Source organism: Enterobacter sp. RHBSTW-00593 (assembly GCF_013784105.1).
Classification (GTDB): domain Bacteria; phylum Pseudomonadota; class Gammaproteobacteria; order Enterobacterales; family Enterobacteriaceae; genus Enterobacter; species Enterobacter ludwigii.
On the sequence record NZ_CP056393.1, the window covers coordinates 1,316,767 to 1,338,384 of the forward strand.

Genomic DNA, 21,618 nt, shown 5'->3' on the forward strand with positions numbered 1-21,618 from the left:
TTACTTACTCAGTGACGACCTCGTTACCATTAACGATGGTCTTGATAATTTTATAATCGTGTGTGAATGCCGTCAGGTTTGCAACCATACCTGGTGCAATTCCGCCAAGCTGTTTATCTACGCCCATCGCGCGCGCAGGATAAAGGGTCGCCATACGCAGGACTTCATCAAGCGCAATCCCGCAATGTTCAACCAGGTTACGCACCCCTTCTATCATCGTCAGGGAGGAACCACTCAGCGTACCGTTTTCATCAACACACAGTCCATTGCGGTAGTATATTGTTTTACCGGCAAAAATGAACTGCTCAATATTTGCCCCTGCCGGTGCGGTGGCATCGGTTACCAGACAGAGTTTGTCACCTTTCAGGCGCTTGGCGTTGCGAATGTTGGTGTAATCAACGTGCAAGCCGTCAGCAATAATGCCGCAGTAAACGTCCTGCTCATCGAGAATTGCCCCGACCAGCCCAGGTTCACGACCGGTGATATACGGCATCGCGTTGTACAGGTGCGTCGCAAAGGTAATGCCGGCGCGGAAACCTGCTTTCGCTTCTTTTTGCGTTGCGTTTGAATGGCCCGCTGAAACGACAATCCCGGCGGCGGCCAGTTTGCTGATAACGTCAGGTCCCGCGATTTCAGGAGCCAGCGTCACTTTGGTGATCACATCGGCGTTGGCACACAGGTAGTCGACCAGCTCAGCGTCAGGTTTACGCACGTAATCCGGGTTATGCGTCCCTTTTTTCACGATGTTCAGCCACGGTCCTTCAAGATGCAGACCCAGCGCCTGATTAGGGTGTTTTGCCAGGTAGTCGCGCATCACGCGGATACCCTGTTTCATGAGCTCATCACTGCTGGTGATGAGGGTTGGCAGATAGCTGGTGCAGCCCGATTTCTCGTTGGCTTTCTGCATGATTTCCAGCGTGTCGACCGTCACCGCCTCCGCGGTATCATTAAATTGCACACCGCCGCAGCCGTTCAGCTGTACGTCGATGAAACCGGGGGAGATTACTGCTCCATTGAGTGAGCGCTGTTCAATCCCCGGCGGCAGCTCTGCCAGTGGGCAAACACGTTCAATCAGGCCATCGGCGATAACAATCGCATGGTCATCCAGAATATCATGGCCGGTATAAATCCGACCGTGGGTTAAAGCGTACATAACGACCCCCGGTTAAAAAAAGCGGCCGCCTCTTGATGAAGAGGCGGTTATTCAATTACAGACCTTTGATGTTCTCAGCTTCTAACTCGTTGAAGTATTTCAGCGTTTTCACTTTCAACTCCATCGTGGACGGTTCGTCGCACACGATGACTGATTTTGGATGCAGCTGCAGGCAACTGATGGTCCACATGTGGTTAACGTTGCCTTCAACGGCAGCCTGGAGCGCCTGCGCTTTCACGCCGCCCAGAACCAGAATCATCACTTCTTCGGCATCCAGCAGGGTGCCTACGCCTACGGTCAGGGCGTATTTTGGTACCTGGTTAACATCACCGTCAAAGAAGCGGGAGTTTGCCACGCGCGTGTCATGGGTCAGGGTTTTAATACGCGTACGGGAAGCCAGAGAAGAGGCCGGTTCGTTGAACGCGATATGACCATCGTTGCCCACGCCACCCATGAACAGGTGGATTTTACCGTAGGAACGGATTTTTTCTTCATACTGACGGCATTCTGCGTCAATATCAGGCGCGTTTCCATTCAGCAGGTTAATATTTTCAGCCGGAATATCAACGTGATCAAAGAAATTACGGTGCATAAAGCTATGGTAGCTTTCCGGATGATCCTTGGGTAAGCCGACATACTCATCCATGTTGAAGGTCACAACATGTTTGAAGCTAACCTGGCCTGCTTTATGCATCTCAACCAGGGCTTTATACGCGGTCAGCGGCGTGCCGCCGGTAGGAAGGCCGAGAACGAAAGGACGATCGGCGGTGGGTTTGAACGCGTTAATACGGTTAACGATATGACGGGCGGCCCATTTACCGACTTGTTCAGCAGTTGCCAGGGGAATCAGTCTCATTGTTCACCTCAAGAGTTAAAGTAGAAGAGTGGGCGGATGGCTATCGGAACCTGAACTAAGCGTAACCTGGAACCTTTCAGGCCGGATCAATCCGTCTTGATTTTTTGAATGATAAAATAAGTTTTCACTGTTAGCCAGAGAAAGGGAGGGTTATTAACGATATTTGGTGACAAAAATCACAAAAAATACGTGTTTAATTTGCGATACGAATTAATTTTTCACACACTCACAATGCCAGTGAATCATCAACTGTATTTATCGTTGTCGACACAATAAAAACATAGTTTATGCACGAGCCTTAATAAGGGTCTCGTAGGGGGAATAGGATGAATATTTTAGGTTTTTTCCAGCGCCTCGGTAGGGCTTTGCAGCTCCCTATCGCCGTGCTACCGGTTGCAGCACTGCTGCTGCGATTCGGGCAACCCGATCTGCTTAATGTGCCATTTATCGCGCAAGCGGGTGGCGCGATTTTTGACAATCTGGCGCTGATTTTCGCCATCGGTGTGGCATCCAGCTGGTCAAAAGACAGCGCGGGTGCAGCGGCGCTGGCCGGGGCTGTCGGTTACTTCATCCTGACGAAAGCGATGGTGACGATAAACCCAGAAATTAACATGGGCGTTCTGGCAGGTATCATTACCGGTCTGGTCGGCGGGGCTGTTTATAACCGTTGGGCGGGGATCAAACTGCCAGACTTCCTGAGCTTCTTCGGTGGAAAACGTTTTGTGCCGATTGCGACAGGCTTCTTCTGTCTGATTCTGGCCGCGATCTTCGGCTACATCTGGCCACCGGTGCAGCACGCTATCCATGCGGGCGGTGAGTGGATTGTTTCCGCTGGCGCAGTGGGTGCGGGTATCTTCGGTTTCATCAACCGTCTGTTGATCCCAACCGGCCTGCATCAGGTGCTGAACACCATTGCCTGGTTCCAGATTGGTGAGTTTACCAACGCCGCTGGCGCGGTATTCCACGGGGATATCAACCGCTTCTATGCAGGTGACGGCACCGCGGGCATGTTCATGTCGGGCTTCTTCCCTATCATGATGTTTGGTCTGCCGGGCGCGGCGCTGGCTATGTACCTGGCCGCACCGAAAGCGCGTCGTCCAATGGTTGGCGGGATGCTGTTGTCAGTTGCCATCACCGCGTTCCTGACCGGTGTTACTGAGCCGCTGGAATTCCTGTTCATGTTCCTGGCTCCGTTGCTGTACCTCATGCACGCTGTGCTGACGGGTATTAGCCTGTTTGTTGCAACGCTGCTGGGTATCCATGCGGGCTTCTCCTTCTCCGCCGGCGCGATCGACTACGTGTTGATGTACAACCTGCCCGCGGCGAGCAAGAACGTCTGGATGCTGGTCGCAATGGGTCTGGTGTTCTTCGTTATCTACTTCGTTCTGTTCACCGCAGTCATTCGTATGTTTAACCTGAAAACACCAGGCCGCGAAGATACGAAAGACGACATCGTTACTGGCGAAGCTAACAGCAATACCGAAGAAGGGCTGACCCAGCTGGCAACCAATTATATTGCCGCAGTAGGCGGTACGGATAACCTGAAAGCTATCGATGCATGTATTACCCGTCTGCGCCTGACGGTAGGTGATTCTGCGCGCGTTAACGATGCCATGTGTAAACGCCTTGGCGCATCCGGCGTGGTGAAACTGAACAAGCAGACCATCCAGGTTATCGTGGGTGCGAAAGCGGAATCGATTGGCGATGAAATGAAGAAAGTGGTTGCCCGTGGACCGATCGCGGCTTCTGCAGCGAACAGCGCGCCAGTGACGGAAGCCCCAGTGGCAAAACCGCAGGCCGTCCCTAACGCAACGACCATTGCCGCGCTGGTTTCACCGATTACCGGTGAAGTGGTTGCGATTGAGCAGGTGCCTGACGAAGCGTTTGCCAGCAAAGCTGTCGGTGACGGTGTGGCGGTGAAACCAACGGACAAAACCGTGGTGTCACCGGCTGCCGGGACCATCGTTAAAATCTTCAACACCAACCATGCGTTCTGCCTCGAAACTGAAAAGGGCGCGGAGATCGTTGTCCATATGGGTATCGATACCGTCGCGCTGAACGGCCAGGGCTTCACTCGCCTGGTGGAAGAGGGGGCCGACGTGGTGGCAGGTCAGCCGATTCTGGAAATGGATCTGGATTACCTGAACGCTAACGCGCGCTCCATGATTAGCCCGGTCGTTTGCAGCAATATCGACGACTTCAGCGGCCTGGTGATTCAGGCGAAAGGTCAGGTCGTTGCGGGCCAGACGCCACTATATGAGATTAAAGGCAAGTAATCGCTCCTGAGTAGAGTCATGCCTTAAGCGGCGGGGGTTTTCCTCCGCCGCTTTTTTTTGCAGCAATTGCCCCCATTATTTTCTTCAGAGACGTTTTAAGGGTTGTCACTACGTCCGGCTTATAAGATCATATGCCGTTATACGTTGTTTACGCTTTGAGGAATCCACGATGAGTGAGGCTGAAGCCCGCCCGAGTAACTTTATTCGTCAGATCATCGATGAAGATCTGGCCAGTGGTAAGCACACCACAGTTCATACCCGTTTCCCGCCGGAGCCAAACGGCTACCTGCATATTGGTCATGCAAAATCGATCTGCCTGAACTTTGGCATCGCGCAAGACTACCAGGGACAGTGCAACCTGCGTTTCGATGACACCAACCCAGTAAAAGAAGACATCGAATACGTTGAGTCTATTAAGAATGACGTGCAATGGCTGGGCTTCAACTGGTCTGGCGATATCTGCTACTCCTCTGACTATTTTGATCAGCTGTACGCCTATGCGGTCGAGCTTATCAATAAAGGTCTGGCGTATGTCGACGAGCTGTCTGCTGAAGAGATCCGCGAATACCGCGGCACGCTGACCGCGCCGGGTAAAAACAGCCCGTTCCGCGATCGCAGCGTTGAAGAGAACCTGGCGCTGTTTGAAAAAATGCGTGCGGGTGGCTTCGAGGAAGGTAAAGCCTGCCTGCGTGCCAAAATCGACATGGCATCACCGTTCATCGTGATGCGCGATCCGGTTCTGTACCGTATCAAGTTCGCTGAACACCATCAGACCGGTAACAAGTGGTGCATCTACCCGATGTACGACTTTACCCACTGCATCAGCGATGCGCTGGAAGGCATTACGCACTCCCTGTGTACGCTGGAGTTCCAGGACAACCGCCGTCTGTACGACTGGGTTCTGGATAACATCACGATCCCGGTGCATCCGCGTCAGTACGAATTCTCTCGTCTGAATCTGGAATACACGGTGATGTCCAAGCGTAAGCTGAACCTGCTGGTGACCGACAAGCACGTTGAGGGCTGGGACGATCCGCGTATGCCAACCATCTCGGGTCTGCGTCGCCGTGGTTATACTGCCGCGTCTATTCGCGAGTTCTGTAAGCGCATCGGCGTGACCAAGCAGGATAACACCATTGAGATCGCCTCTCTGGAATCCTGCATCCGTGAAGATCTGAACGACAACGCGCCGCGCGCAATGGCCGTCATCGATCCGGTAAAACTGGTTATCGAAAACTACCCGCAAGGCGCGAGCGAAATGGTCTCCATGCCTAACCATCCGAACAAACCGGAAATGGGCACCCGTGACGTGCCGTTCAGCGGTGAAATCTGGATCGATCGTGCTGACTTCCGCGAAGAAGCGAACAAGCAGTACAAGCGTCTGGTGCTGGGTAAAGAGGTGCGTCTACGTAACGCATACGTGATCAAAGCTGAGCGTGTTGAGAAAGATGCGGAAGGGAATATCACCACCATCTTCTGCTCTTACGACGCTGAAACCCTGAGCAAAGATCCGGCAGATGGCCGCAAAGTGAAAGGCGTGATCCACTGGGTAAGTGCAACACATGCGCTGCCGGTTGAAATTCGCCTGTATGATCGTCTGTTCAGCGTGCCTAACCCAGGTGCAGCAGAAGACTTCCTGGCGACAATCAACCCGGAATCTCTGGTCATCAAGCAGGGTTATGCTGAGCCGTCTCTGAAAGCCGCTGAAGCGGGCAAAGCGTTCCAGTTCGAACGTGAAGGCTACTTCTGCCTCGACAGCCGTCACAGTACCTCGGAAAAACCGGTGTTTAACCGTACCGTTGGCCTGCGTGATACCTGGACTAAAGTCGGCGAATAATAACGCTGCTCTGGTCAATGAGAGACAAACGCCGCGTAATGCGGCGTTTTTTTATTGAATGATCATATCGTTAAGCGCGAGCAAAAATAATGTCTGCGCAATATTCAGGTCAATGTGGTGCTACTTATTTTTCTAAAAAAAGTTTGTATATTTCTGAAAATAGTGAAGACCTGAAAATAACCAGTAATTTACACAATTACTGGCTTAAATTTAATGACTTGCCCCGCCAAATCTCGTCTCCCGCTAAATGTTACAAAGCACTACGAATTATGTGCACTTCGTCATAATCCTGACTTTTGCCCACTGAAAAGCATTGATAATTCGCGTCGCGAAAAATAACCTAAAGGCGGTAGTTAATTCGAGGGTATTTCTGACTACCCCTGACCTTTTGGTCTTTTATATTTTTCGCCGTTCAGGCGTTTTAATTCGTCAAAGAGGAATAATCTATGCGTACGTTCAGTGGCAAACGTAGTGCGCTGGCGCTGGCTATCGCCGGTGTGACAGCAATGTCAGGCCTGGTGATTGCGCCAGAGGCTAAGGCAGCAGGCTTCATCGAAGATTCTACCCTCACGGGCGGTATTTATTACTGGCAGCGTGAACGTGACCGTAAAGACGTTACCGAAGACAAATACAAAACCAACCTTTCTCACTCTACCTGGAACGCCAACCTCGACTTCCAGTCAGGCTATGCCGCCGATATGTTCGGCCTGGATATTGCCGCATTCACGGCAATTGAAATGGCGGAAAATGGCGACAGCGGACACCCGAACGAAATTGCCTTCTCGTCCAGCAATAAGGCCTATAAAGAAGACTGGTCCGGCGATAAAAGCGGTATCAGTCTGTATAAAGCCGCTGCAAAATTCAAATATGGTCCAGTCTGGGCGCGCGGCGGATATATTCAGCCAACTGGCCAAACCCTGTTAGCGCCACACTGGAGTTTTATGCCTGGTACTTACCAGGGCGCTGAAGCTGGCGCTAACTTTGACTACGGTGATGCGGGTGCGTTGAGTTTCTCCTATATGTGGACCAACGAATACAAAGCCCCGTGGCATATCGAAATGGATAAGTTTTACCAGAACGATAAAAAGACCAAAGTGGATTACCTCCACTCGCTGGGTGCGAAGTACGATTTTAAAAACGACCTCGTGTTAGAAGCCGCTTTTGGTCAGGCTGAAGGTTATATCGATCAGTATTTTGCCAAAGCCAGCTACAAGTTTGATATCGCAGGGAGTCCGTTGAGTACCAGTTACCAGTTCTACGGCACGCGAGATAAAGTCAGCGATGGTGGCGTCAACGATATTTATGACGGCACGGCCTGGCTGCAGGCGCTGACCTTTGGCTACAAAGTGGGTCAGGTGGATTTGCGTCTGGAAGGGACATGGGTGAAGGCGGAAGGGCAGCAGGGTTACTTCCTGCAGCGTATGACCCCGACTTACGCATCTTCCAACGGTCGTCTGGATATCTGGTGGGATAACCGCTCTGATTTCAACGCCGACGGCGAAAAAGCGGTCTTCTTCGGCGCAATGTATGACCTGAAAAACTGGAACCTGCCGGGCTGGGCGGTGGGCGCCTCCTACGCGTATGCCTGGGACGCTAAACCGGGCGACATGGCCACACCGGATGCGTACTACGATCCGAACTACCGTCTGAAAGAGTCCTCTTACAGCCTGGATGCCATCTATACCGTGCAGGACGGACGTGCGAAAGGCACGATGTTCAAGCTGCACTTCACGCAGTATGACAACCACTCTGATATTCCAAGCTACGCGGGCGGTTACGGCAACATCTTCCAGGATGAACGTGACGTGAAATTCATGGTTATCGCACCATTCACTATCTTCTGATGAACGCTCCGGCGGGTTCCGTCCCGCCGGAATGGAGACTGCACATGATGAAAAAAATGGTAATCGTCGCGTTGCTGGCCTCGGGGCTGGTGGCTTGCGCCCAGGACCCGGCGACGAAAGAAGATTCTCGCCTGAAGGAGGCTTACAGCGCCTGCATTAACACCGCTGAAGGCTCACCGGAGAAAATTGAAGCCTGCCAGAGCGTACTGAATGTGCTGAAGAAAGAGAAGGCGCATGAGCAGTTTGCAACGCAGGAAAATGTTCGCGTGATGGACTATCAGGCCTGTATTCAGGCGCGTAAAACCGGTAACGATCAGGAAGTGGCGAAGCGTTGCGACCAGATCTGGAAGGAAATACGCAGTAACAACGGAAATTAAGTAAGCGTGTTAAGGCCCGGTGGCGCTGTGCTTACCGGGCTTTTTTTTGCCGGATGACAGGCAAAAAAAAGCCAACCTTGCGGCTGGCTCAGAGTATGAAAGTTCGACTTATTTGGCGTCGTGTGCGTGATCGTCTTCGCGGCAATCACCTTCAGCACAGTGACCATACAGATACAGGCTATGGTTGGTCAGGCGGATACCATGACGAGCAGCGATTTCACGCTGACGTGCTTCGATGGAATCATCGCTAAATTCAATGACCTTGCCACAATCCAGGCAGATCAGGTGATCGTGGTGCTGCTGCTGGGTCAGTTCGAATACAGATTTACCGCCTTCGAAATTATGACGGGTAACAATGCCCGCGTCATCAAACTGGTTCAGCACGCGATAGACGGTTGCCAGCCCAATCTCTTCACCCATGTCGATAAGACGCTTGTAAAGGTCTTCCGCACTGACATGGTGATTGTCTGGACCCTGAAGCACTTCAAGGATTTTTAACCGAGGAAGCGTAACTTTCAGGCCAGCCTTCTTTAATGCGGTATTGTTGTCAGTCATGCGGAATCTGTCCTGTTGCTAAACGATTCACTTCTGGAGGAAGTGACAGAAAATGCACCTGGAATAATGCGTCTCATTATAGAACTGCCATGGCTAAATGAAAACTGCAAGTCTCAGGCAAAGTATGCTTATAAAAACGTGGTATCACCGACAAACTTACTCAATGGCACCCCATTTTACCTGGGAGACATTGTACAGGTCTGGGCGAAAAAGTTAAAAGATTGTAGCGATTAATTTAATCGTTTGACCTGGTTCCTGGGCGCAACCGGGGTTGCGCCACACTAACAATCAGGCGTTAAGAATATCGTCCAGGTGCAGTTCTTCGCGGATCTGCTTCACCCACTTCTCAACGCGTTCTGCGGTCAGTTCTGGCTGACGGTCTTCGTCGATCGCCAGACCCACGAAGTGGTCGTCATCGGCCAGGCCTTTAGACGCTTCGAAGTGGTAACCGGCAGTCGGCCAGTGGCCTACGATAACTGCACCATTCGGTTCAATGATATCGCGGATAGTGCCCAGTGCGTCACAGAAGTACTCAGCGTAGTCTTCCTGATCGCCGCAGCCAAACAGGGCGACCAGCTTGCCGTTGAAGTCCACTTCTTCCAGCGTCGGGAAGAAATCATCCCAGTCACACTGGGCTTCACCGTAGTACCAGGTTGGGATACCCAGCAACAGGATGTCATAGCCTTCGAGATCTTCTTTGCTGCTCTTGGCGATGTCATGCACATCGGCAACGTCTTTACCGAGCTGTTTTTGAATGTTTTTTGCGATATTTTCGGTATTGCCGGTATCACTGCCGAAGAAAATGCCGATGATTGCCATGAGTAAAATAACCTCTTGAAACTTAATGGTATGGTGGCGCAATTTGTCCACGGATAAGGGCAATAATAGCAGAACTGGCAACCCCGCGGAAACAGCTATCGCGCAGGACTGCACTCTGTGCTACATGAAAAGGGTAAGAAAGGGGATTTTCAGACTTATGCCTGGCGGCGCAACGTCTCAAGCTGGGCGATCAACATCTCTTCAATGAGCTCGCTACGGCTGATATTACGCGCTTCAGCCAGTTCGTTAAGCGCATCGACGGCGTCGGCATTGAGCTTCAGTTCGACACGCTTAAGCCCACGATTTTTATCGCGTTTAAGCTGGTTGCGTTTATTAATACGCAGCTGTTCATCGCGCGAAAGCGGATTCGTTTTCGGTCGTCCCGGTCGACGCTCATTCGCGAACAGATCTAGTGTCGTACGGTCCGTTTGTTCTTTGGCCATGATTCTGAGACTTCGGGGGAAACAAGCCGCCCTGCTATTGCCCGGGCGATGAGCGCGCCATCATACATCACCAAAAACGGCACGCCAACGACTGGAAGCCCGCAACCTTCCAGTCGCTCTCTTTTTAATCAATTCGCAGTATCAGAGAGATAGCGGCGGATGGCGCGTAACACGGCGTCAGGTTTTTCCGCGTGAACCCAGTGTCCGGCACCGGCGATGACATGGGCGCGGGCCTGCGGGAATTGCGCCAGCAAGGTGTCGCGGTAGGCGTCGGTGACATAAGGGGAGTTACCGCCGCGAATAAAGAGGGTAGGGTGTTGCCAGGCGGGCACCGTATCCCAGCCGACGATGTTGTTGTACTGCGCCCAGAGTACCGGCACGTTGAAACGCCACTGGCCGTCGACAAACGACTTCAGCAGAAACTGAATAACGCCTTCTTCATTAAGATGTTCGCGCATGACGGCTGTGGCCTGTTGGCGGGTTGAAACCCCAGCCTCTGTCACCGCATTGACGGCAGCAAAAATGTCGTCATGACGGCGCACGTCGTAATCCACCGGGGCAACGTCGATCACGACCAGACCGTTGATTCTGTCCGGTGCCAGCGCCGTCAGGGCCATTACCGCCTTGCCACCCATAGAATGCCCGATGAGCGTCACCTTCTGAAGATGGTTGGCATCAAGCGTATCGAGCAGATCCTGGGCCATTGCCGCGTAGGTCATCTCCTCTGAACGCCCGGAAAGACCGTGATTTCGCATATCGACCTGCAAAATATCGTGATCGGTAACCAGATCGCGCGCCAGCACCCCCAGGTTATCCAGGCTGCCAAAAAGCCCGTGAACCAGTACGATGGGAGAATTATTGTTCGGCGATTGTGCAGTTTGCGCTCGGGTATTCAATTTCATGGCAAAGTTCTTTTTTTACGTATGTCAGGTTAGGGTATCATGTTGACCATTCTGCCGCCCGGCTGCAAGGTTCCAGTTTAATCTGACTTTTGCCGCCAACCTGGTTTGACGCTATCCGCTGTTGGAATTTAACTTTATAATCCCAACGACTTGTATTCAGATAAGATATCGCACTGGATTAAGATGAAAACAATCGAAGTTGATGACGAACTCTATCAGTATATTGCCAGCCAGACGCGGCATATCGGGGAGAGTGCGTCCGACATTTTACGGCGCATGCTTAAAATTTCCGCCGCCTCACAGCCTGCTACCCCAGTCACTAAAGATGTCGTGTCTCAACAAAACGTTGTTGCACAAGCAAAACCTGCCGTCGCGCAAGTGAAAGACAAAGTACGTGCGATGCGCGAGTTGCTGCTCTCTGATGAGTACGCCGAGCAGAAAAAAGCGGTTAACCGCTTCATGCTGGTGCTGTCTACACTCTATTCACTGGATAACAAAGCGTTTGCTGAAGCGACCGAGTCGCTGCACGGTCGTACCCGCGTCTATTTCGCGGGCGACGAGCAAACGCTGCTGCAAAATGGCAACCAAACCAAACCTAAACATGTCCCAGGCACGCCGTACTGGGTCATCACCAATACCAATACGGGCCGCAAGTGCAGCATGGTTGAACACATCATGCAGTCCATGCAGTTCCCGGCGGAATTGATTGAAAAGGTTTGCGGTACAATTTAACCCTTGCATCAGAAGGACCCGGTAATGGCAAATCACAGCCGTGCAGGCCAACCTGCACAACAAAGCGATTTGATTAACGTCGCTCAGCTGACCGCGCAGTATTACGTGCTGAAACCGGTCGTGGGCAACGCAGAACACGCAGTGAAGTTTGGTACATCTGGCCACCGCGGTAGCGCGGCGCGCCATAGCTTTAACGAACCGCACATTCTGGCTATTGCTCAGGCCATCGCGGAAGAGCGCGCTAAAAACGGCGTTACCGGTCCGTGCTATGTGGGAAAAGATACCCATGCTCTGTCTGAACCGGCGTTCATTTCCGTGCTGGAAGTGCTGACGGCGAATGGCGTTGACGTCATTGTTCAGGAAAATAACGGCTTCACGCCGACCCCTGCGGTCTCTAACGCGATCCTTGTCCACAACAAAAAAGGCGGCGCGCTGGCTGACGGGATTGTGATCACCCCATCACACAACCCGCCGGAAGACGGTGGGATCAAATACAACCCGCCTAACGGTGGACCGGCAGACACGAACGTCACGAAAGTGGTTGAAGATCGTGCCAATGCACTGCTGGCGGATGGCCTGAATGGGGTGAAACGCCTCTCTCTGGATGCAGCCATGGCGTCCGGCCATGTGAAAGAGCAGGATCTGGTGCAGCCATTTGTGGAAGGTCTGGCGGATATCGTCGATATGGCGGCCATCCAGAAAGCCGGTCTGAAGCTGGGCGTTGACCCTCTCGGCGGCTCCGGTATCGAATACTGGAAACGCATCGCAGAGCATTACAAGCTGAACCTGACCATCGTTAACGATCATGTTGATCAGACCTTCCGCTTTATGCACCTGGATAAAGACGGCGCAATCCGTATGGACTGCTCTTCCGAGTGCGCGATGGCGGGCCTGCTGGCGCTGCGTGATAAATTCGACCTGGCGTTTGCCAACGACCCGGATTATGACCGCCACGGTATTGTCACCCCGGCAGGGCTGATGAACCCGAACCATTATCTTGCGGTTGCCATCAACTACCTGTTCCAGCATCGTCCACAGTGGGGCAAAGAGGTGGCTGTAGGTAAAACGCTGGTCTCCTCGGCGATGATTGACCGCGTGGTTGAGGCGCTGGGCCGTAAGCTGGTGGAAGTACCGGTAGGCTTCAAATGGTTTGTTGACGGTTTGCACGACGGCAGCTTCGGTTTTGGCGGTGAAGAGAGCGCGGGCGCATCCTTCCTGCGTTTTGACGGCACGCCATGGTCTACCGATAAAGACGGGATTATCATGTGCCTGCTGGCAGCGGAAATCACGGCTGTCACCGGTAAAAATCCGCAGGAACACTATAACGAGCTGGCGGCACGCTTTGGCGCGCCAAGCTATAACCGTATTCAGGCTGGCGCGACCTCCGCGCAGAAAGCAGCGCTGTCTAAACTCTCTCCGGAGATGGTTAGTGCCAGCACGCTGGCCGGTGATCCTATCACGGCCCGTCTGACGGCGGCCCCGGGTAACGGTGCCTCTATCGGTGGTCTGAAAGTGATGACCGAAAACGGCTGGTTTGCCGCGCGTCCATCCGGTACGGAAGATGCGTACAAAATCTATTGTGAGAGCTTCCTCGGTGACGAACATCGTAAGCTGATTGAGAAAGAAGCGGTAGAGATTGTCAGCGAAGTGCTGAAAAACGCGTAAATCGCGGTGGGCTGATGCCCTCACGATGCAGTCAAAACGGCAACCCTGGGGTTGCCGTTTTGCTTTTGCATTAACTGTGTTTATTTTTCAATTCAAACCGTGGTGATACCAGACCGTACAGCGTCCAGCCCATAAAGGTCACCATCGCACCATACAGCATGGCTTCCTGGCCGGAAGAGTAGAGCGCATAGAAGCTGTAAATTGCCCCAATCAGCGCCACAATATTCGCCACCCTCGCTTTGCCTGCGTCCACCTTCGCCACCTTCTGAATGATGACCAGCGCCGCCATCGACAGAATATACGGAATGATATTGGTCACTACCGCCAGGTTGACCAGCACGTTGAACTGGCTGTTCAGCGACGGGCTGATGGTCATCAAAGATAACCCACTCTGGAAGATAACAATCGCCAGCATGCCCTGAACCGGTGCCTCTGCTTTGCTGACCCGGGAGAAGATTTTCGGGAAATACCCTTCGTCAGCGGATGATTTAAAGACCTGAGCGATGGTGAACTGCCAGCCGAGAAGCGAGCCGCAGCAGGACATCACCATCAGCCCCATGATCACTTTCCCGACACCCGGCGTAAACATCTGCGCAAAGGCCAGACCGAACGGTGCCGTGGAACTGGCAAGATCCATGTTCGGTACAATCCCTGCAATCACGTTGGTTGAGACAATGTAAATGGCCGCAGCGCCCAGCGTACCGCCAAGCACGGCAATCGGTACGTTCTTCTCCGGGTTTTCCACCACTTCGGCGTTAGCACACGCAGATTCCAGCCCCAGGAAGGCCCACAGCGTCATGGCGATGGAAGAGCCCACTGCGGTGAAGAACGGAACATGGTGTGGGTTCCAGGAGTTGACGTACAGCGTGGGGCTAAACCAGAACCAGCCGATGATGCACAGCCCAACCACCGGGATAATGACCCCCCAGACGGTAATACTGCTGATCTGTCCGGTAATGCGCGCGCCGCCAAAGTTAGCCACGGTGCAGATCCACAGCACGCCGATGGTCGCCAGCCCGATTTGCACCGGGGTCAGCGCCACACCGAATAGCTCAGTACCGTAACCCACGGCGGAAATGGCAATCGCCACGTTAGCGATCAGCAAAGAGACGCCATAGGTGTAGTTGGCCATGAAGTTCCCGGATTTGCCAAAGGCATATTCGGCGTAGCCGCCCATCCCGCCGGGCTTGCGGCTGAACATACCGCACTTGGCGAATGCCCAGGCCAGTGCCATTGACCCCACGGCGGTCACCATCCAGGAGATAATCGAAATGGTTCCTACTTCCGCAAGCTTGGTGGGCAACATGATGATCCCGGACCCCATCATGTTTACCATGGTGAGAATGGTCAGCTGTACCACGCCCATTTTATTGGACTTGCTCATAATTTTTCTCCTTTCAGCAGCGATGGCTGAGCGGCAGCGTGTTTGATGACGTTACAACGAACCTGCTTACGACAGTCACACTCCTCAACGTAAACGCCCTGCAGTTCCGGCGCGAAGCCCGGTAAAAGGTTGATACCCTCTTCCAGCGCAGCAAAGTAGCGCAGCACGGAACCGCCCCAGACTTCACCCGGCACAACGCACAACACCCCTGGTGGATAAGGAAGGGCACCTTCGGCGGCAATGCGACCTTCCGCATCGCGCAGCGAGACCAGCTCGACCTCACCCCGCAGGTAGGCATAGTTCGCCTCTTGCGGGTTCATCATGACGCGCGGGAAGTGAGACTTGCGGAACATCTCTTTTTGCAGCTGCTTCACGTTGTGGCGGGCGTACAGCTCATGCATTTCCTGGCAAATCTGGCGCAGGGTGTAATCTGCATAGCGCTCCGGATACTGTTTACAGACAGAAGGCAGTACCTCTTTGAGAGGGGCATCCGTCTCGAGCAGTTTTTCGAAGCGTACCAGTTGCGCGACCAGTTGCTGCAGTTTGCCCATATCCTCGGCAGGCGTGAGCAGGAACAGGATGGAGTTGAGATCGCATTTTTCCGGCACGATGCCGTTTTCACGCAGGAAGTTGGCGAGAATAGTGGCGGGGACGCCGAAATCCTCGTACTCACCGGTCCTGGCGTTAATACCCGGCGTGGTCAGCAGCAGTTTGCACGGGTCGATAAAATACTGATGTTCGGCATAGCCTTCGAAGGCGTGCCAGTGTTCACCGGGCACGAAGTGGAAGAAGCGCAGGTCCGTGGCAATCTCAGCGGTGTCCCAGCTTTCCCACGGACGGCCATCAACCAGTTCCGGCACGAATGGGCGAAGATACTGGCAGTTCTGCAGGATCAGCTTACGGGCTTCGATACCGGTCACCACGCAGTCCATCCACATGTTGCGGCCGCTCTGTCCCTCATGCATGCGGGCGTTGATATCCAGTGCAGCAAACAGCGGATAGAACGGGCTGGTGGACGCGTGCATCATGAAGGCATTATTCAGCCGCTTATGCGGAACATAGCGCTGCTGGCCTTTGATGTGGCTGTCCTTCTTGTGGATTTGCGAGGTCTGTGAGAAACCGGCCTGCTGTTTATGGACTGACTGGGTGACCAGGATCCCTGGATCGTTTTCATTCAGCTCCAGCAGCAGCGGAGAGCAATCGGCCATCATCGGTATAAACTGCTCGTAACCCACCCAGGCAGAGTCAAACAGGATGTAGTCGCACAGATGGCCAATGTTATCCACGACCTGGCGAGCGTTATAGATGGTGCCATCGTAGGTACCCAGCTGGATCACCGCCAGGCGGAACGGACGCGCGTCGCGGGCACGGCCCGGCGCCACTTCGGACACCAGCTCACGCAGATAATTCTCCTCGAAGCAGTGGGCGTCGATGCCGCCAATAAAGCCGTACGGGTTACGTGCGGTTTCCAGATAGACCGGCGTTGCGCCCGCCTGAAGAAGTGCTCCGTGGTGGTTGGATTTATGGTTGTTGCGATCGAACAGGACCAGGTCGCCCGGAGTGAGAAGGGCGTTGAGCACCACTTTGTTGGACGATGAGGTTCCGTTCAGCACGAAGTAGGTTTTATCGGCATTAAAGACTTTCGCCGCATGCTGCTGCGCAATGCAGGGTGCCCCTTCGTGGATCAGCAGATCGCCCATCGCCACGTCGGCGTTGCACAGGTCTGAGCGGAAAAGGGTTTCGCCAAAGAAATCGACAAACTGATTGCCGGCAGGGTGACGGCGGAAGAATTGCCCGCCCTGGTGACCCGGACAGTCGAAGGCGCTGTTACCCTGTTTGACATAGTCGACCAGAGCCCGGAAAAACGGCGGACGCAGTTGGGTTTCATACTTCTGCGCGGCTGCTTCCAGTTGGCGTCCGTGGAAGTCGTTGCTGGTGTCTGATGCTTCGAATACGCCGTGGATCCGCGATAAATACTCTGCCGGGATAATTTCTTCTTTATGCGTCGCGACAAAAACAGGAATGCCAAATCCGGTTGCTTCTATTTCTTCTATACGACCAGTGAAAATATCGCTGACGGCCAGAACAATGGCGGCAACATCAATATAATCCGTGGCGTTGATATCCACCAGTTCACGGTGAGTGGTAAAGCAATCAGGGCAGGCGCGGCTGGCTGCAATTTTTAAACTTTTCATCTTTCTCTCTTTATTTTAGGTAATAACAGTCCCTCGATTTCTTGCAGAAAAGAAATCGATAATATGCCGGAAAACAGCAAAAGGAGGCCGCTGATTAAAAAATCAGTAATGCGTTTTTTGCTGAATAGAATTCAGTCCGCCCGGTCGCGGATGAGCCTGAATTAAGATGAATGAGCGCACGGGTTCACAGGCAAAGGCCTGTAAAATAGGGTGTTTCAGGATAACCTGTAAGCGGGTGCGCCAGAAGTCGAAGGACTACCGGGCATTAAAGATATGAAAGTCAAAACAGTTTCGGTGGGCAAACATCATGATATGAGTTGTCCGCCTTATATGGGGCATTAAACGATTATTGTTTTCCATGTTTCATTTCCTTTCAGTAATTGAAAGCATGGACATTTTATCCTGGAAAAAGCGATTAACTGTGAAACAGATCACCGTTAACCGATCAAATCAGAAATAAATATTCGCTTTTGATGAATATCGCAGATCAAAATGCTGATATGTTGATGTTGCGTTAACGGATTGTGTTATGAATGTGCTGAATGGACATAAATACACCAAAAAATAACCCGGAGATTATTTTTGCGCGTATTTTATGGGAGGGTAGGCGTTTATTTAAAAATAAACTGAATAGTTATTCAAAGCATGAACCGATAACCGATACCGGTTTCAGTTAATAAATGACGAGGACGCGCGGGGTCAACTTCCAGTTTTTGTCGAAGGTGTCCCATATATATGCGTAAATAGTGACTATGTTCCACGGCGTTTGGCCCCCACACCTGACTCAACAGCTGGCGCTGGGTGAGTACCTTACCGTGATTATTGAGCAAAACGGCGAGTAGCCGAAACTCGATGGGGGTGAGATGGATTTCCTCTTCACCGCGAGCGATGCGCCGTGCTGCCAGATCAACCCGAATATCACCAAACGTGTATGTTGGGTCGGCAGGGGTGGTGGCGCTGTGACGACGCAGCGCGACACGAAGGCGAGCCTGCAGTTCGCCAATACCAAAAGGCTTAATCAGATAGTCATCCGCTCCGGCATCCAGCGCCGCGATTTTATCCGACTCTTCGGTACGGGCTGACAGCACCAGAATGGGCATCTGACTCCACTGTCGAACCTCACGAATAAAATCGATGCCGTCGCCATCCGGCAGGCCGAGATCGAGGATCACCAGATCAGGTTTGCGCGTGGCCGCTTCAATCAAACCCCGCTGGAGCGTGCCGGCGTCATGAACGCGCAGGCCATCGCCTTCCAGCGCAGCACGCAGAAACCGGCTAATGGCGATCTCATCTTCAACAATCAGAACGTTGATCACAAATCCTCTGGTAATTCATTAAGTTCTGGCGGGGCTTCCAGAGGAAGTTTAACACAAAAACGTGCGCCGCCTTCCGGGCGATTCTCCGCCGAAATGGTACCGCCATGAACGTCAATAATCGCCTGGCAAATCGCCAGACCCAGACCCACGCCGGGAATGGCCGACTCTTTATTACCGCGGGCAAATTTCTCGAAAATAGCGAACTCCTGTCCGGCAGGGATACCCGGCCCGGTATCCCAGACGTCAAGCCGTAGCGTGTGATCTTCCACCGTGGCATCCACCCCAATCCGGGCGTTTGCTCCTGCGTATTTGCCGGCATTTTCCAGCAGATTGATCAGCACGCGTTCAAACAGCGGGCCATCAACGTGAATTAACGTTAGCGGTTCGGGCATGTTCAGCGCAATATGGCGTCCACCGAGGCCTGGCTCCAGCATTTTCAGGGCGCTACCCACCACCTCTTCGAGCGTGAGCCACTCTTTTTTGAGGTTAAATCCGCCCGACTGAATACGCGCCATATCAAGCAGATTATTTACCAGGCGTGTGGTGTTCAGCACATGCTGGCGGATCTCGCTGGCCTGCAACGCATGTTTCGAGCCTTCCGCTGCCAAATCCAGCGTCAAAATTTCTGACTGGCCAAACAGCACGGTGAGTGGGGTGCGAAGGTCGTGGGAGAGGGCGGCCAGCAATGAGTTACGAATGCTCTCGCGCTCGCTTGCCAGACGGGCCTGTTCTTCGCTGGCGGTAAGCGCCAGCCGTTCCAGCGCGCTTGCCACCAGCAGGGTAAATGTCTCCAGCAATCGCTGCTGTTCGGGGATCATCAACTGGCGCAGATTCGACGGTTCAACGATCACCAGCCCCTGATTTTTATCGGCGCTGCGCAGCGGCAGAATTTGATACGGTACGCCGGGCAGGGTGTCCGTCCCTGCACCCGCAGGAAGTCCTTTATCAAAGCTCCAGCGCGCAATGGCTTCATCCCAGGGCGTCATGCCTGAGGCCGAGGTCAGCGGGCGCAGTTTTCCGTGTTCGTCCGGGAGTAAAATCAGGTTGCTGGCGTGAAAGGTCGAGCGGATAAACTGCTCGCTGGTCTGCACAATATCCAGCGGTGTACGGCCAACCGCCAGCGATTTAGACATCTCATAGAGATGCCGTGTGCGCTGTTCGCGGTAGCGGGCGATACGGGCCTGATAGCGTACGCCCGCCGTCAGATTACCGATCACCAGCCCAACGGTGAGCATCACGGCAAAGGTGAGAATGTACTGCACATCCGAAACGGCGAGCGTTCCGCGGGGCGCGATAAAGAACAGATCGAAGCTGATGACGTTGATGAACGTCGCCAGTACTGAGGGCCAGCGCCCGTAAAAGAGCGCCACCACGACCACGCCGAGCAGGTAGATCATCACCAGATTGGCCGCATCGAAGGCAATCAGCCAGTGGCTGGCAATCACGGTGATCAGCGCGCAGAGCACGACGGCGACAAGACAGCCGCGGATCTGAATTCGCCATTTATCATTAAAAGTGCGGCTGTCCGGTGCGCGGTTGGGTAAAGGGGTGGGTTTGTCATCCAGTGCGACAATCACCAGATCGAGGTCGGGAGCACGCCGGGCCAGTTTGTCAGCAAAGGATTCGCGGCTAAACCAGCGACGATGCTGACGACGGCCAATGACAATTTTCCCGAGGTTGTGCTCACGCGCGTAGCGCAGAATGGCTTTATCTTCCTGGGGATCGGAGAGGGTGGCGGTTTCTGCGCCCAGCTCCTGTGCCAGACGCAGCGAACTTAAGATCGCGCGGCGCTGGTTTTCAGGCAGCGCGTGAAGCTGCGGCGTCTCGACATAGACCGCATGCCAGACGCTGCCAAACTTGGCCGCCAGGCGCGCTGCGGTGCGGACGAGCTTTTCATTGCCGCTGCCGTGACCCACACACAGCAGAATGGCATCCCGCGTATGCCAGACGCGCTCCTGCCCTTGCAGGTCACGCCAGGCGCGCATCTGATCGTCCACGCGATCCGCCGTGCGACGCAGGGCCAGCTCGCGCAGGGCTATCAGGTTGCCTTTGCGAAAGAAATGTTCGATGGCGCGTTCGGCCTGACCTGCAATATAGACTTTTCCTTCATGCAGTCGCTGGCGCAGATCGTCTGGAGGCAGATCGACCAGCACCACTTCGTCCGCAGAGTCGAAAAAGGGATCGGGTACGGTTTCGCGAACCTGAATCCCGGTCACGCCGCTGACCACGTCGTTCAGGCTTTCGAGATGCTGAACATTTACCGTGGTGAAAACATCAATGCCTGCTTCAAGCAGCTCTTCAACGTCCTGCCAGCGTTTGGGGTGGCGCGAGCCTGAAGCATTACTGTGTGCCAGTTCGTCCATCAGGATAAGCGCGGGCCTGCGGGCGAGGGCGGCGTCGAGATCGAACTCCGTGACCAGACGCCCACGATGGCTGATACGGCGAGGCGGCTGTGTCGCCAGCCCCTTCAACAGTGCTGCCGTCTCTTTCCGGCCGTGGGTTTCCACCACGCCGATAAGAATATCGAGCCCCTGCGCCCGAAGCCGCTGGGCTTCTGTCAGCATGGCGAAGGTTTTCCCGACGCCAGCACAGGCGCCGAAGAAGATTTTCAGTTTGCCGCGATGGGCTTCAGCCGTCTGTTCGAGCAGCCTGTCCGGATCCGGGCGCATGGGCTCGTCGGTCATTTAGTTTTTCCTTAGCGCGTCCAGCGCCAGATTCAGCTCAACAATATTCACCACGGGCATGCCGATGAAGCTGACCAGCGGTTTTTGCGTATGCTCTGCGACCAGCTTGCTCACCTGTTCCACCGTCAGCTGACGGGCCGCCGCGACGCGGGGGATCTGCCATGCCACCGCCTTCGGCGTCAGGCTGTAGTCCAGCCCGCTTGCAGAGGCCGTCACCAGCTCCACAGGCACCTCCCGGCTGGCCTGTGGATTTGCGGCGCGCAGGGCGGCTACACGTTCGGCAATGGCTTTATCCATCTCCGGGTTGCTGCCGGCCAGGTTACTGCCACCGGATGCCATCGGATTATACGGGCTTTCGGCAGTGGCGGAAGGGCGTCCCTGGAAGTAACGGGCGTCGGTAAAATTCTGTCCAATCAGACGCGAACCGCGGTTTTCACCGTTTTGCACGATCAGCGAGCCGTTGGCCTGATCCTTAAACCACCACTGGCCCAGCGCGGTGGTCACCAGCGGGTAAAGCCCGCCGGTAATAAGCGACAACAGAATAAACAGAAGTATAGCGGGACGTAACATCGTCATTTGA

Annotated in this window: 18 protein-coding genes; 6 read left to right on the forward strand and 12 right to left on the reverse strand. The window is 53.8% G+C overall.

All coding sequences use genetic code 11. The features are described from left to right. Positions 1 to 4: 4 nt before the first annotated feature. Together nagA and nagB are read right to left on the reverse strand one after the other, a co-directional pair. Positions 5 to 1,153 carry an N-acetylglucosamine-6-phosphate deacetylase gene (nagA, locus tag HV242_RS06200; protein WP_032681419.1) on the reverse strand — a complete coding sequence of 383 codons (1,149 nt, stop codon included), beginning with the start codon at positions 1,151 to 1,153 and terminating at the stop codon, positions 5 to 7. A 55-nt stretch (positions 1,154 to 1,208) separates the two neighbouring features. Continuing rightward, positions 1,209 to 2,009, reverse strand: a complete 801-nt coding sequence (gene nagB, locus HV242_RS06205; RefSeq protein WP_008501061.1) for a glucosamine-6-phosphate deaminase — start codon at positions 2,007 to 2,009, stop codon at positions 1,209 to 1,211. Between the two features lie 326 nt (positions 2,010 to 2,335). Between nagB and nagE the strand changes: the two genes are divergently transcribed. The 4 genes from nagE (at position 2,336) to chiQ (ending at position 8,343) form a co-directional block, all read left to right on the forward strand. Further along, complete coding sequence (gene nagE / locus HV242_RS06210) at positions 2,336 to 4,285, forward strand: PTS N-acetyl glucosamine transporter subunit IIABC (RefSeq protein WP_040016938.1); 1,950 nt, start codon at positions 2,336 to 2,338, stop codon at positions 4,283 to 4,285. A 169-nt stretch (positions 4,286 to 4,454) separates the two neighbouring features. Then, entirely contained in the window at positions 4,455 to 6,122 is a 1,668-nt protein-coding gene (gene glnS, locus HV242_RS06215) for a glutamine--tRNA ligase (protein ID WP_025204665.1), read from the forward strand. 446 nt (positions 6,123 to 6,568) lie between these two features. Continuing rightward, positions 6,569 to 7,966, forward strand: coding sequence for a chitoporin ChiP (chiP, locus tag HV242_RS06220; protein WP_020884980.1), 1,398 nt, complete (start codon positions 6,569 to 6,571; stop codon positions 7,964 to 7,966). A gap of 47 nt (positions 7,967 to 8,013) precedes the next feature. Continuing rightward, positions 8,014 to 8,343, forward strand: coding sequence for a ChiQ/YbfN family lipoprotein (gene chiQ, locus HV242_RS06225; RefSeq protein ID WP_047744241.1), 330 nt, complete (start codon positions 8,014 to 8,016; stop codon positions 8,341 to 8,343). A 108-nt stretch (positions 8,344 to 8,451) separates the two neighbouring features. Here the strand turns inward: chiQ and fur are convergent, their stop codons facing one another. The 4 genes from fur to ybfF all read right to left on the reverse strand — a co-directional run bounded on the left by fur (position 8,452) and on the right by ybfF (position 11,062). Next, positions 8,452 to 8,898, reverse strand: a complete 447-nt coding sequence (fur, locus tag HV242_RS06230) for a ferric iron uptake transcriptional regulator (RefSeq protein WP_014169146.1) — start codon at positions 8,896 to 8,898, stop codon at positions 8,452 to 8,454. A gap of 288 nt (positions 8,899 to 9,186) precedes the next feature. Further along, entirely contained in the window at positions 9,187 to 9,717 is a 531-nt protein-coding gene (gene fldA, locus HV242_RS06235; protein ID WP_008501067.1) for a flavodoxin FldA, read from the reverse strand. A gap of 155 nt (positions 9,718 to 9,872) precedes the next feature. Continuing rightward, positions 9,873 to 10,160, reverse strand: coding sequence for a LexA regulated protein (gene ybfE, locus HV242_RS06240; RefSeq protein WP_014169148.1), 288 nt, complete (start codon positions 10,158 to 10,160; stop codon positions 9,873 to 9,875). A 128-nt stretch (positions 10,161 to 10,288) separates the two neighbouring features. Further along, the gene (gene ybfF, locus HV242_RS06245) at positions 10,289 to 11,062 is read right to left on the reverse strand and encodes an esterase (protein ID WP_050737387.1); all 774 of its coding nucleotides are present in this window, start codon (positions 11,060 to 11,062) and stop codon (positions 10,289 to 10,291) included. A gap of 183 nt (positions 11,063 to 11,245) precedes the next feature. Here ybfF and seqA point away from each other — a divergent pair, with 183 nt between their 5' ends. After that, positions 11,246 to 11,794, forward strand: coding sequence for a replication initiation negative regulator SeqA (gene seqA, locus HV242_RS06250; protein WP_020884977.1), 549 nt, complete (start codon positions 11,246 to 11,248; stop codon positions 11,792 to 11,794). Between the two features lie 24 nt (positions 11,795 to 11,818). Continuing rightward, on the forward strand, positions 11,819 to 13,459 hold the full coding sequence (gene pgm, locus HV242_RS06255; protein WP_041162495.1) for a phosphoglucomutase (alpha-D-glucose-1,6-bisphosphate-dependent): 1,641 nt from the start codon (positions 11,819 to 11,821) through the stop codon (positions 13,457 to 13,459). 70 nt (positions 13,460 to 13,529) lie between these two features. Here the strand turns inward: pgm and potE are convergent, their stop codons facing one another. The 6 genes from potE to kdpC form a co-directional block, all read right to left on the reverse strand. After that, positions 13,530 to 14,843 (reverse strand): putrescine-ornithine antiporter, encoded by a 1,314-nt coding sequence (potE, locus tag HV242_RS06260; protein WP_014169152.1) that lies wholly within the window; start codon positions 14,841 to 14,843, stop codon positions 13,530 to 13,532. Then, positions 14,840 to 17,038 (reverse strand): ornithine decarboxylase SpeF, encoded by a 2,199-nt coding sequence (gene speF / locus HV242_RS06265; RefSeq protein WP_050737384.1) that lies wholly within the window; start codon positions 17,036 to 17,038, stop codon positions 14,840 to 14,842. The genes potE and speF overlap by 4 nt, the downstream gene beginning before the upstream one ends. 255 nt (positions 17,039 to 17,293) lie before the next feature. Further along, entirely contained in the window at positions 17,294 to 17,398 is a 105-nt protein-coding gene (gene speFL, locus HV242_RS06270; RefSeq protein WP_106503839.1) for a leader peptide SpeFL, read from the reverse strand. 278 nt (positions 17,399 to 17,676) lie between these two features. Beyond that, positions 17,677 to 18,354: a two-component system response regulator KdpE gene (gene kdpE / locus HV242_RS06275; RefSeq protein ID WP_025204661.1), complete on the reverse strand. Its 678-nt coding sequence runs from the start codon at positions 18,352 to 18,354 to the stop codon at positions 17,677 to 17,679. Next, complete coding sequence (gene kdpD, locus HV242_RS06280) at positions 18,351 to 21,038, reverse strand: two-component system sensor histidine kinase KdpD (protein WP_014169155.1); 2,688 nt, start codon at positions 21,036 to 21,038, stop codon at positions 18,351 to 18,353. The genes kdpE and kdpD overlap by 4 nt, the downstream gene beginning before the upstream one ends. Continuing rightward, positions 21,039 to 21,614 (reverse strand): potassium-transporting ATPase subunit KdpC, encoded by a 576-nt coding sequence (gene kdpC / locus HV242_RS06285; protein ID WP_050737383.1) that lies wholly within the window; start codon positions 21,612 to 21,614, stop codon positions 21,039 to 21,041. It abuts the gene before it with no gap. Positions 21,615 to 21,618: the final 4 nt, after the last annotated feature.

Bases quoted from the DNA above. Each gene is read 5' to 3' on its own strand.
- speFL (WP_106503839.1), bottom strand. From the start codon at position 17,398: ATGGAAAACAATAATCGTTTAATGCCCCATATAAGGCGGACAACTCAT.
- fur (WP_014169146.1), bottom strand. From the start codon at position 8,898: ATGACTGACAACAATACCGCATTAAAGAAGGCTGGCCTGAAAGTTACG.
- glnS (WP_025204665.1), top strand. From the start codon at position 4,455: ATGAGTGAGGCTGAAGCCCGCCCGAGTAACTTTATTCGTCAGATCATC.
- ybfE (WP_014169148.1), bottom strand. From the start codon at position 10,160: ATGGCCAAAGAACAAACGGACCGTACGACACTAGATCTGTTCGCGAAT.
- speF (WP_050737384.1), bottom strand. From the start codon at position 17,038: ATGAAAAGTTTAAAAATTGCAGCCAGCCGCGCCTGCCCTGATTGCTTT.
- nagB (WP_008501061.1), bottom strand. From the start codon at position 2,009: ATGAGACTGATTCCCCTGGCAACTGCTGAACAAGTCGGTAAATGGGCC.
- pgm (WP_041162495.1), top strand. From the start codon at position 11,819: ATGGCAAATCACAGCCGTGCAGGCCAACCTGCACAACAAAGCGATTTG.
- nagA (WP_032681419.1), bottom strand. From the start codon at position 1,153: ATGTACGCTTTAACCCACGGTCGGATTTATACCGGCCATGATATTCTG.
- fldA (WP_008501067.1), bottom strand. From the start codon at position 9,717: ATGGCAATCATCGGCATTTTCTTCGGCAGTGATACCGGCAATACCGAA.
- chiQ (WP_047744241.1), top strand. From the start codon at position 8,014: ATGAAAAAAATGGTAATCGTCGCGTTGCTGGCCTCGGGGCTGGTGGCT.
- kdpC (WP_050737383.1), bottom strand. From the start codon at position 21,614: ATGACGATGTTACGTCCCGCTATACTTCTGTTTATTCTGTTGTCGCTT.
- kdpD (WP_014169155.1), bottom strand. From the start codon at position 21,038: ATGACCGACGAGCCCATGCGCCCGGATCCGGACAGGCTGCTCGAACAG.
- ybfF (WP_050737387.1), bottom strand. From the start codon at position 11,062: ATGAAATTGAATACCCGAGCGCAAACTGCACAATCGCCGAACAATAAT.
- nagE (WP_040016938.1), top strand. From the start codon at position 2,336: ATGAATATTTTAGGTTTTTTCCAGCGCCTCGGTAGGGCTTTGCAGCTC.
- seqA (WP_020884977.1), top strand. From the start codon at position 11,246: ATGAAAACAATCGAAGTTGATGACGAACTCTATCAGTATATTGCCAGC.
- potE (WP_014169152.1), bottom strand. From the start codon at position 14,843: ATGAGCAAGTCCAATAAAATGGGCGTGGTACAGCTGACCATTCTCACC.
- chiP (WP_020884980.1), top strand. From the start codon at position 6,569: ATGCGTACGTTCAGTGGCAAACGTAGTGCGCTGGCGCTGGCTATCGCC.